This is a genomic window from Streptomyces sp. NPDC103540 (assembly GCF_055584445.1).
Genome location: NZ_JBVJMA010000008.1, coordinates 392,982 through 403,443 on the forward strand (window position 1 = coordinate 392,982; position 10,462 = coordinate 403,443).

The 10,462-nt window shown below is 68.5% G+C and carries 10 protein-coding genes and 2 pseudogenes; 5 read left to right on the forward strand and 7 right to left on the reverse strand.

What is annotated here, in order from left to right; genetic code table 11:
* Window positions 1-15 precede the first annotated feature (15 nt).
* Window positions 16-411, forward strand: coding sequence for a hypothetical protein (locus tag ACZ6ZI_RS21890; protein WP_469523423.1), 396 nt, complete (start codon window positions 16-18; stop codon window positions 409-411).
* Between the two features lie 1,372 nt (window positions 412-1,783).
* Here ACZ6ZI_RS21890 and ACZ6ZI_RS21895 read toward each other — a convergent pair.
* The 6 genes and pseudogenes from ACZ6ZI_RS21895 to ACZ6ZI_RS21920 form a co-directional block, all read right to left on the reverse strand.
* The gene (locus tag ACZ6ZI_RS21895) at window positions 1,784-2,077 is read right to left on the reverse strand and encodes a hypothetical protein (protein ID WP_469523424.1); all 294 of its coding nucleotides are present in this window, start codon (window positions 2,075-2,077) and stop codon (window positions 1,784-1,786) included.
* A gap of 88 nt (window positions 2,078-2,165) precedes the next feature.
* On the reverse strand, window positions 2,166-2,519 hold the full coding sequence (locus tag ACZ6ZI_RS21900; protein WP_469523426.1) for a hypothetical protein: 354 nt from the start codon (window positions 2,517-2,519) through the stop codon (window positions 2,166-2,168).
* Between the two features lie 62 nt (window positions 2,520-2,581).
* Window positions 2,582-3,571 (reverse strand): AraC-like ligand-binding domain-containing protein, encoded by a 990-nt coding sequence (locus ACZ6ZI_RS21905; RefSeq protein ID WP_469523427.1) that lies wholly within the window; start codon window positions 3,569-3,571, stop codon window positions 2,582-2,584.
* Window positions 3,572-3,688: 117 nt separating this feature from the next.
* Window positions 3,689-3,817: pseudogene (locus ACZ6ZI_RS21910) on the reverse strand (IS5/IS1182 family transposase); the annotation flags it as partial.
* Window positions 3,818-4,294: 477 nt separating this feature from the next.
* Window positions 4,295-5,179: a YwqG family protein gene (locus ACZ6ZI_RS21915; RefSeq protein WP_469523428.1), complete on the reverse strand. Its 885-nt coding sequence runs from the start codon at window positions 5,177-5,179 to the stop codon at window positions 4,295-4,297.
* A 244-nt stretch (window positions 5,180-5,423) separates the two neighbouring features.
* Window positions 5,424-5,861 carry a hypothetical protein gene (locus ACZ6ZI_RS21920; RefSeq protein WP_469523430.1) on the reverse strand — a complete coding sequence of 146 codons (438 nt, stop codon included), beginning with the start codon at window positions 5,859-5,861 and terminating at the stop codon, window positions 5,424-5,426.
* A gap of 367 nt (window positions 5,862-6,228) precedes the next feature.
* On the opposite strand from ACZ6ZI_RS21920, the gene ACZ6ZI_RS21925 reads away from it, so the two are divergent.
* On the forward strand, window positions 6,229-6,378 hold the full coding sequence (locus ACZ6ZI_RS21925; RefSeq protein ID WP_469523432.1) for a hypothetical protein: 150 nt from the start codon (window positions 6,229-6,231) through the stop codon (window positions 6,376-6,378).
* A 346-nt stretch (window positions 6,379-6,724) separates the two neighbouring features.
* Here ACZ6ZI_RS21925 and ACZ6ZI_RS21930 read toward each other — a convergent pair whose 3' ends face one another.
* Window positions 6,725-7,771 carry a DUF4259 domain-containing protein gene (locus ACZ6ZI_RS21930; RefSeq protein WP_469523433.1) on the reverse strand — a complete coding sequence of 349 codons (1,047 nt, stop codon included), beginning with the start codon at window positions 7,769-7,771 and terminating at the stop codon, window positions 6,725-6,727.
* Between ACZ6ZI_RS21930 and ACZ6ZI_RS21935 the strand changes: the two genes are divergently transcribed.
* The 3 genes and pseudogenes from ACZ6ZI_RS21935 to ACZ6ZI_RS21945 all read left to right on the forward strand — a co-directional run bounded on the left by ACZ6ZI_RS21935 (window position 7,770) and on the right by ACZ6ZI_RS21945 (window position 9,235).
* Complete coding sequence (locus ACZ6ZI_RS21935; RefSeq protein WP_469523434.1) at window positions 7,770-7,997, forward strand: hypothetical protein; 228 nt, start codon at window positions 7,770-7,772, stop codon at window positions 7,995-7,997. The two genes, ACZ6ZI_RS21930 and ACZ6ZI_RS21935, sit on opposite strands and share 2 nt — an antisense overlap.
* Window positions 7,998-8,524: 527 nt before the next feature.
* Window positions 8,525-8,674 (forward strand): annotated as a pseudogene (locus ACZ6ZI_RS21940) (IS110 family transposase); the annotation flags it as partial.
* 78 nt (window positions 8,675-8,752) lie between these two features.
* Window positions 8,753-9,235: a DUF5959 family protein gene (locus ACZ6ZI_RS21945; RefSeq protein ID WP_469523436.1), complete on the forward strand. Its 483-nt coding sequence runs from the start codon at window positions 8,753-8,755 to the stop codon at window positions 9,233-9,235.
* Window positions 9,236-10,462 lie beyond the last annotated feature (1,227 nt).

The following is a 10,462-nucleotide window of genomic DNA, read 5'->3' on the forward strand; positions in this document are numbered from 1 at the left end:
TGGACGGCTGGTGAGATGAACATGCATACGACGGCAGCCATCGTGCGCTGGGTGGTTCTCGGCGCGGCGGCCCTATTGCTCGTCGCCTTCGTCGTCTCCGCCATACGTGGATACCGAGCGGGAACCCGCTTCGGGGATCTGGTGGAGCTGATGGAGCGGGACTGGTTCACCACAAGCAAGGCGCTCCTCGCGCTCCTGGCCGGACTCGCCGGCTCGTGGATGGCCGGTTTCGTCGGCGGGGCACGCCCGGAGGCGTGGGACGCGATACCGGTGCTCTTCCCCGTGGCGCTCATAGCAGCCTTCGCGGCCTCCTGTTTGAACAGGCGTAGTGCGCGCACCCGGACCGTGCTGCAGGCACTGGTCCTGATCGCCGCGCCGCTTCCCATCGGCGCGGTGATGACGGGCTGGTGACCCAGCCGCTGCCGCCCCTGACCTTCGGATCGGGGGCGGCATTCTGGCGTGCTCGCCCGAAACGCCAAACACCCGCCCCCGCCTGGCTGTCGACGACATCGTGCCCAGCGGTCGCTACGGCGCCCGCCGCCTTCCATGCCGCTGTCTTCGCCGAGCACCACCCGGTGGGCTTTGGCTTCATCACCCGAGGCGAGGTACCGCTCGATCACCGGTCCAGGGATCGTTACGGGTACATGTACGAGACATCCGGCACGCGTAGGAGACGACGGGCCCACCCCGGCCACGACTCGCACGCACACCCGTAACGCGCACCCTCCCCCATGACTCGTGCGCATAACCGTGACACCGCCGGGAACCGTTACGGCTGTGCGTGTGGGTCCTGCGCGAGCCGGCGGCGGTAGGACTTCTGCCGACAAGCCGGCGAACAGTGGCGGGCGTCGGCACGCCCGGAGGTCACCTCGACACCGCAGCCCGCGCACGGTCGGCCCGAACCCCGTCCGCCGTTACGGATCCGCATACGGGAAGTGCGGCACGCCGGCGAACACAACACGTGCGTCATCAGAGGCTCGGCACGCCGGACGACGACCTGACCGCAGACCACACACGGTGCGGGGTCCATCACTTCCCCCCGCCCCACCAGGTTCCACCACTCCACCGTCTCCGAACGGCGGGCCGACGCCGGCCGGGACAGACCCGTCACCGGATCCGGAGCCCCCGCCACGTAACAGGCCTCGCAGATCACCAACCAACCCGACCACCACCGCCGACGCCCCAACCGCACCGTCCCCTCGACCAGAAACCCCACCGGCAACGGCGGCCAACCACACACCGGACACAAATCCGTACGCACACCCGTCACACTCCCACCACCACACCCCCGACCAGCCACCACACTGCCGGCCGACACCACCCCCACCACCGCAAAGCGAGAGATCGCAACCGAGCGGCAGGACCGGCGTCGTGGGATCGAGGCCGCGTTCTGGTACCGGGAGCGCGAGGGTGACCTCCAGGTCGACCGGTACCGCGCCCGGCCGGCCCGCGCCTGCGGAGCCTGCGGTGCCGGCGCACCGTCAGCAGGCCGGCCGAGTTGGCGGTCGTACGTGCGGCCGCCGACCGGGAGGGGATGTCGGCGGCGGGGTGGGTGGGGCAGCAGGCGGTGGCGGTCGCGCAGTAGGTCCTGGTACCGGTCTCCGCGGACCGTGCCGACGTCCTGCACGAGCTCGTCCAGGCGCGTGCCGGCCTGCGGGATATCGTGGTCAGCTCAACGACGCGAACGCGCACGCATCCGCAGCGAGCGAGGTGTCCGTTGGAGCGGCAAACCACTGCAAGCAGCAGCCTGACGGCCCGACATGGCAACCCTCCGTGAACAGCACTACATATCGAAGGGTTTGTAGCGAGCGTCGCCTCCGGGCCAGGCGCGGTCCATGAACGGGGCCCGGTCGAGGCCGTCGAAGCAGCGCATCAGGAAGTCGGTGAAGCTGCCACTGGTGCGGTACCACTGCGCGCACTCGCTGCCGACCACGATCTCCCAGTTGCCCGGATCCGGGTCGCTGGTAAGGAAGTAGTACTCGCTGCTGTGCTCGTCGTGGCCCCAGCGGATAACTGATCGTTTCAGAATGAGTCGGAGCCGTGGGCCTGATCGATGGGCTACACGGCCAGGCGTCATGCTCTTCTGGGGCCGTGGGCTCGCGTGGGATGGCGCCCGCCGGGTGGGTCCAGCGGGCGCCATGGCGCTCAAGGGCCAGCCCTGTGGATCAGTTCCAGACGTTGCCGTAGAAGTAGCCGCCGGTGCCGCGCTCGTAGTAGTGCTGGCCGTAGAGGCCGCTCACGCAACGGCTCTTGGTCTCATGGGCGTTGCTGGCGAAGGAGCCGACCATGACGCCGGTGTCGGCGTCCCACAGCTCAGCCCGACCCCAGTAGGCGAGGGCCTTGTGGGTGCCGGAGAAGCAGACCTGGCGATTGGCGTTCGCCGGCACGGAGCCGCTGGTGCACACACCACCCCAGCTCTCGCAGACCGCCGAGGCCGCGCTCGCCGGAGCGGCGGTGAACAGGCCGAACGTGAGCATGGCGGCTGCGGCCGTGACCACCTGTACAAGTCTCTTCCTCATGGTGATTCCTCCCGTTTTCTACTGATGCCGATCGGACGACGCCAAGACTAGAAAGCGAATGATCACCGGACTATGCAGCGAGCGCGGGCTTCCTTGACGCTCAGCGCGCGGAAGTCGGTCGGGCTCGTCCCATACGCTTCCCGGAAGGAGCGGCTGAACACCGCTGGGCCGCTGAATCCCCATCGGGCGGCGATCACCGCGACCGGATGCGCGAGGTGACCGGTCTTGAGGAGGTCGGCCCGGCACCGCTCCAGGCGGCGCCGCCGTATGCGGGCCTGGACGGTCTCCCCTGTTCCTTGAAAGAGCTGGTGGAGCGTCCGCACGGAGATGTTGTGACTGGATGCGACCGCGGCGGGGGTCAGGTCCTGATCACCGAGGTGGTCATCGATAAAGGTGTGGATCCGTTGCAACAGCGCCCGCACGCGAACCTCGGCGGGGAGCTGTTCCTCGACGTCCAGGTTCTGAGCCAGGCTGGAGGCCAACAAGTCAACGGCGATTGAGCCGAGACGCCTCAACTCCCGCTGTGAACACTGGGCGGCGTGCGCTTCGAGGGATCGCAGGAAGGCAGCCAGGACCGCTGTCGAGCCTTTGCTCGGTATGGGACAGGCGAGCAGGCGGTCCATGTGCTTCGCAGGCAGCGGAAGGATGCTTCTGGGAAGTTGCAGCGTCAGTAGCCCTACCGAGCCCGCACTGTTGCGCAGGTCCGCCTGATACGGCCGTGAGGTGTCCCAGAGTGCGAAATCCCCAGCCCCCATGCTGCATTCGTTGCGGTGCTGGGAGATGGATGCTGTACCAGAGTGCATCAGCGCCAGCTGGTATTGCTCGGGGTCACCACGCCGGATCAAGGCCAGCGTGCGTCTCGATCGCAGCGGTGAGAACGCGAACTTCGCCACCCGGACGTCCCCCAGCTCCAGGACGGCCGCCTCCGCCTCGAAGTCTGCGGGACGATCGGTGCTGAGCGCGGTTGGGATCACCTCCCGTGAGGTGAGATCCGAGAACCACTCGAACCGCTCCCCTGGCAGAAAGCCTCCCGACGACACCGCTGACCACATTGCGCCCCCCCGGTCGCTCGATCCACTGGTAAAGAGAATGCAACACCCCGTGCCAATCGCCGCATGGTTGCCCGCCCGGCGTGGCACCGCGACCGGCAGCGCAACAAACGGATTACGTCAGAATGAGGCTCGTAGGCGGCGGAGGCGCATGAGGTTGCAGGCCAGTTCGAGCAGGCCCTGGTGGAGATCTGCGTGTCGTTCGTAGCGGGTGCGGAGCCGTTTGAACTGGTGCAGCCAGGCGAAGGCACCTCGCCCGGTGGGAGCCGGCGCCGACCGGGGCGGGTGACGTCGTGCCGGTCGCGGTGGTGGCCGTCGTGGCGGGGGTGAGTCGGGCGACGGTGAGCGCCTGGCGGCGCCGGCACGCCGACTTCCCGCCGCCGCCGGCGGCCGGTTCGCGGGCGCCGGCGCCGGTCTTCGATCGGGGCGCGGTGGGGCGCTGGCTCCTCGCGCACGGCAAGGTCTGCCCGGCCCAAGGGGCGCGGCGAACGGGCGCGCATGGGCACTGAATGGCAGGTGGGGGGTGCCGCGGTCTACTTCTCGGAGGAGGCCGCGGCGGCCTCCTCCGAGAGGTTGGCTATGTCGTCGAGAACCGAGAACGTTCGTCGGCCAATGCCGAGAGCACCTTCATCCGGCGTAGATCCGTGTTGCCGAGTTCCGAGAACGGCCGGCTGGTTTCCTTCGCAGTGTGCTCGTGCCATGCAGCAGGCACGGCGAACCCGGCGGTCACGAGCAGTCGAACCAGTGTCCGATGGGGCGCTCTGGGCATGTACGGCACTCGAAGATGTAGACGCCTCCGGCGTCGCCGAGGCACAGTCCGGCGGGGTTGTGAGCCTCGCCCTTCCAGCGCAGGCCGCCCGATTTGTTCTCGTCGACCCGGTCCTCTTCGGGAAGCCACGTACGCCAGGACTCGCCGTCGAATTCCCAGCTGGCCACGGTCAGGAGATGCTCCATTCGCCTGCCACACCCTTCGCAGTCGGGCCAGTACGGTTCCTGCGTCCAGCCCGGGTAGCCACCTAGCTTGATCCCTGGGGCCTCCGCGAGGTGGTAGGAGTACCGCATGCCGGTTTCTGCCAGCAGCGTGTCGAAGCGGTCTCTCAGCGCGTCGTAGACGGCAGCAGGAAGATCCCAGCTCGGGTACTCGGTCACCTGCTCGGGGTGAACCGCGCAGGCAGCCGGGTACCAGTTCTCGGGAAGCCCGGCCGCCGGTTCCGGGGTGGGCAATACGCCGCCGATGGCGCCAGAGACCCGCCAGTGGACCTGGGGCAAGGGGTAGCCGAAGTCGCCATGCGCGTGAGGGCACCACAAGACCTGGAGCAGGTCCGTCCCCTTGGGAAAGGGCACGCCCGGCGCATCGACACGATGGACCTGCACGATGGGAACGAGGGGTACAGCGGGTTCCGGATCGCCGGAGTCCATGGCGTGGTGCTCTTCCCGGCACACCGGCCATGGCTCCGCGGCAGGCCAGAGCAATGGACCTCCGACGGAACTGTCCTTGCAGGTCGGAGAGCCGGGACGTGGGTGCAGGCGGACGGACTCGCGGCGGAAGGGGAGCAACTCGGGAAAGAGGCTCTCCACATCCACCGGACGGTTGGGCGTGTGGCGGGACATGTGCCGGACTCTAGAACCCAGGTACGACAACCGGCCCGCAGATGTATGACGGCTGGCACACGATCGACGCCTGCCACCATCTCCGTGTCGCCTCGGCGCTCCCGAAACTCGACAACATCCCGCCGCTCTCGGCCAAGCAACTGTTCTCCGTACCCGACGACAAACGTTCTCCACTGTCACCTACGCAGCCATGGGGTCGGCGGCGTCGCAGCGGACGACCAGGTAGGTGTCGGCGGACATGCGCTCACCCGGCCGGAGTGTCGGTGCTCGCGGCGAGCCGGCTTTGTGCGGTGTTGATGCGGCGTTGGGCGGTGCGGGTGCTGATGCCGTCGCGTGTGGCCGGCTCGGTGGCGGTGGGCGCGGGGCCGTTGTCGGTGAGTTGGTGGGTGAGGGCCTGGATGGCGGTGGTGGAAGGGGCGCGGCGTTGGTCGCCGGCGGCGCGGTGGGTGTCGACTTCTTGGCGGGGCCACCAGCGGCGGTCGTAGAGCTCGATGCCGGGGGAGAGGTGGCCGCTGGTGGCGTAGGCGCGGACGGTGGCCGCGCTGATGGCCAGGACATCGCCGGCTTCGCGGTCGGTGAGGAGGCCGTCGGGGTGTTCGCCGGGTTTGGGCAGGGACGGAAGGGACCGGCCGGCGAGGTGGGCGAAGGACCTGTTCGCGGTCGTAGAGCTGGAGTCGGTCACCGGGGTTGACGACGGGGACGCGGGCTCGGAAGCCGTTTGCGTGGTTGCGGCGCCAGGTCTTGAGGGAGCTGCCGGTGAGGGTGGCGATGTCGTCCTCGGTGAGGGCGAGGCGGCCCTGGGGGATCACGGGCGGGTGCTCCTGTCGTTGTGGTGCCGGGGAGTTCGGCTGGCCGGCCGCCGTGGGGCACATGCTCACCGAAGGCCTTGTCGACATCGTCCGGGTCCGCGTCGAGGCCCGCCGCGGTGACCCGTTCGAGGGACACCGCCGCCCACCGTTCGCCCTCCTCGTCGTGCCCCTGGTCCTCGTCGACGTCCCCGTGCTCCGGGGCGTCCCCGGGGTCCTGGACGCGGCCGTGCTGTCCGGGGCGTGCTGCTCGACGTCGCCGTGCTCCTGGTGCCCCTCGGCGTCGGCGTGGTCCTGGTCGTGCTGCTCGGCGGCGGTGACGGCGGTGTTGTCGGTGAGGGCCTGGTGCTCGTTGTCGTCGTAGGTCTGGTGGGCGGCGGTTGGGGTCGTTGACGACGGGGATGTGCACGGGCGTGTTGTCGTCGCGGAGGGGTGCGCGCTTCGTGTGTTCGTCGAGGACGGTCCAGGGGCCGGTGATGTCGTGGCCGTGCTGTCGGGCCATGCGGTGGTCGTGGTGGTGGAGGCTTCGTGGATGCCGGTGGGGTGGGTGGCGGTGCCCCGGTCCATGGAGGGGGGCTTGCCCGGGTAGAGGGCCCGTACGTCCCCGCAGGCGCAGTCCATCCGGTGGGTGAGCTGTCCGGTCGCCCCTTGGGGATCGGCTGCCTCGCCCGTGCCAGTCGGCGTTGTTTAGGGTCAGGAGCGCGGGCGATCCGTCCGCGTCCATGTTGTCGGCGGAGCGTTACGGGCGGGGTGGGGTGCTGTGTGCGGCCGTTGTGGGTGCCGGGGTGAGGGGTTCTCCGTTCAACTCGGTCTCGTTGGTGAAGGTCCACCACAGCTGTCCCTGAGGGGTGAGGTACGGCATGTCTCCATCCACTTCGCCGCCGTGGTCGAGGGCGTCGGCGACGGCGGTCAGGTAGGTGGCTAGTGAGGGCCAGCCGTCGTTGAAGTGGCCGGTGTCGTCGTGTGCCGCACTGCCCAGGCGGCCCTTGTTGGGGCCTTCGCGCATGTCGATGATTTGGGAGTCGCCGTCGCTCTGTGCCCAGGGGATCCACAGTGGATGCCACCAGGGTTCTCCGCCCGGTTCCGAGGCTTCGGTCAGGTCGGTGTCGTCTCCGGCGATTTCAACGCACATCTGCCAGTGGTCGAGGATTCCTGTGACGGACATGGGTGGCTGGTCGGGGAGCAGGTTGGCCCACTGGGTGAGTCCGTTGTGGCAGGCTAGTGACTCCAGGAGGTCGGTGGGGAAGCGCACCCCCATCGCGTGCTGTGTGGCTTCGATTTCGGAGGGGTCGGCCGGCGGGGCGAGCAGGGCGTAGGAGGTGGGGGCGTGCTGCTGCATCCAGGTGTCGATCCTGGCCCAGGAACGGGATACCGGCTGGGGCGTGGGGAAGGTGAGCACCCTGCGCAGGAGTTGCAGGGTGCGGAGCCAGTAGAGGTACTTGTCCGTCTCGGCCCAGAGTTCGCGGAGCTCGGAGGGTTCGGCTTCGACGTGATCCAGGGCGCGAACGGCGATGTCCCGGAGTTCGGCCGGAAGTGCGGGGATGGGCAGGTCGGGTCCGTACGCGCTGGTGATGGGCTGGCCGCCGGGGCATTGGGAGGTGACGAGGGCTGCGGCGGCGACGGCTTCGACCGCCAGGTGCTGGTCGAGGGGGCCGTCGGCGTCGAGGACGCGGGCGAGTGCGTCCCGAATGAGTCCGGGCCGATCGGCCTCGGTGGCCTCGTCCAGGGAGGTGCAGAAGTCTGCGGCGGTGTCGTTGTCGAAGGGGCCGACGTCCCAGGTGCTCATGAATCTCCTTGAGGTGGTGGTCCTCCGGGATATTGCCAGGCGGCACCGACAACAGCGGATCGCCGTCCTCCTCGGCCGCCACGACCCGACGGGCCGACTCCGCACGGTCGGACGCACCGTACCCCTGCGCCCGGACCGGGTCCGCCAGGTCGCCGAACACCTCACGCCCGCCGCCCCCGACCATCCGTGGACCGGAGTCCGCTTCGCCTCCGCATGGGGGTCCTGAGACGTCCTGGACGCTCTCCTCGTCCGCCCCGAGCAGGTCGCCGAGATCAGCGCGGACCGGGCCATCGACCACGGCGGCGTCCACCGCCACCCGACGGCTGCGCCTGGACGTCACGGCGGACGACGTGCCGCTGTTCGGGACCGGCCCGGCGGCGGCCGCCGGCTGATCGTGGGCGTGCCGGATCGGCGAAGCGGCTGTCATCCGTCGCCGGCGGGCGGTACGCGGGCACGGCGACGTCCACCTGGACCGTCCGTTTGCAGGCTCCGGCCCTCGGGGACGCCGGTGAGTTCACCGAAGGCCGCCGGACCGCGTTCACGGTCGACGTCCGCGAGGTGGGGGTACTCGGAGCCCGCTGACCTGCACTGGGGATGTTTTCGGTGAGGTTTTCGGCAACCTCACCGGGCACCCGGTGAAGTCACCGTGGGGCCGGGCCGGTCCCGCGATGAGCAGCACGCGTCGCCGGCTCGGCACCGGACCCCGCCCCAAGTCCGATGATCCGCAGCCGTCCCCCGCCCGGGACGTCGTCCCTCTACGACCGCAAACGAGCCGAGGGCAAGAGCCACAAGCAGGCGATTCTCGCGCTCGCCCGCCGTCGTCTCGACGTTCTGTGGGCACTCATCCGTGACCAACGCCGATGGACAGCCCAGCCGCCCCAACCGGAACCAGCCGCGGCATGACGACCACGTGTCTGTCAGCGGACGCGGAACGCACACCCGTCGGAGTCGCTCCCGAGCGCCTGCCGTAGGTTCCTGGCCATGGACACGAACACACAGCCCGATGCGATTGAACTGATCCGGCTGGCCGACCTTAACCAGAGCGTCACCGTTCGCCTGCGTTCCACCGAGCCCACCCTCGAAAGCAGGGGCGTCCGGTACTACGGCGCGGAAGCCGTCGTCACAAGCGGCTTCGTGAACGGAACCGTCTATCTCGGGTTCGACTCCAAGGACCTCTCGGACTGGGGCCTGCTTTTGGACGCCATCGAGGAGAACGAGCAGGGGGCCGACCTCGACGAGCCGTTCACGGTGGACTGGCCCCGATCCGACCGCTCGGCCTACCTCCGATTCATTGCCGACGACCCCTACGTGGTCGAAGTCCATGACGGGCCCAGCACCCAGATCGTTGTCTCCGTGCCGCTCGACATGCGCGAAGAGTGGATAGCCGAGTCCAGAGAGCGTCTGGGCGATGCCCGAGCCGCTCTCGGCATTGGCACAGAGGACCGCCACGGCACACGCCCCTGACCACGAGCTCGTCCTCCCGCACCACTCCGACTGCTTGACAACGATGATTGGGAATCAGTGTCAGGCCCGGTTCCCGGCGGGGTGCCGGGCCGGCGCTCGCTCGTTCCGGCCGGGGTCTCTCCTCGATGTACGGGCGGGGCTGGGCAAGCCTGGCTGGCGGCCGCCGTTCGGGGTTGTACCGGAAGGGGGCTCCACAGGTGCTTGCAAAGGTGTACTGGGCGGGGGACCGGGTATGCCGGAGGTGGGACCCGCCAAAGTTGATGATCTTCCATCACCGCAGGTCAGGGGCTGTGGGCAAGCTCTTTCGGAAAATGACACCTCTTACGTAGTCAGGGGTTCGATCCGTGGCAAGGGCTTGATTCCCGAATCTATCCTATAGCGAAATTGAATCAGATGGGGTGTGACAAAGTCCGGTGGCCCTCAGGGTTGGTTGCAGCGCCAGGACCCCGCCGCCCCTGGCTGGTCGGAGAGCCGTGCTGCCATGAAGGTTTTCCCTGTGCCGCACGCGGCTACCACCACGGTCCATGTCCTTGACAGCCTTGCGGCAAGGAGGGTGAACTTTTGGGCATGTTGAAGCCCAGGGTTGCTGCCCTCTTACTTCCGTTTGTTCTGGTGGCTGGATGTTCGGGAGGCCCCACAGAGAATGCGGCTTGCAGCGACGGCGATGCGCGGGGTGACCTGGAGGGCATAAGCACCGCCAGGGGTGTTGGCGCCTCCGTGATGCATGTGGAGTTCCAGATAACGAACAGCACGACGGCTACGTGCGACTACGCCTTTACGTTTGTCTACATGGACAGTTCCGGCAAGCGGCAGACCCTGACAGCTGCTATGGGCAGCGAAGGGTCGAGCACGTGGAGTGCGGTAGGTCCGGGCGAAAGCAGGTCCCATTCTGTCCATGACGTTCCAGTCGAGAAGTCTGGCAGCGACTGGGAAGACGCGGCAGGAGGTATCTCCTCCGAGCACTTGATCCACTTTGAGCGCAAACTCGGACCCCGTGAAACGGGGTCACCTCCTGCGCGGAGCGCGGGAGTCCTTGGGCCCGCGGAGCGGGCCCCCTCTGGTGGAGCGCAGCGGAACCAGAGCCAGTCCGCAGCGAAGCGCAGGACTCCGGCCCTTCGGGCCGGCCTTGCTCGGAGCGAAGCGGAGAGCTCGGCCCGAAGGGCCCGGCCGAGCGCAGCGAGGCCGTTCAGTCCTGAGCGCGCAGCGCTCAGGTACCCGCTCCGCGGG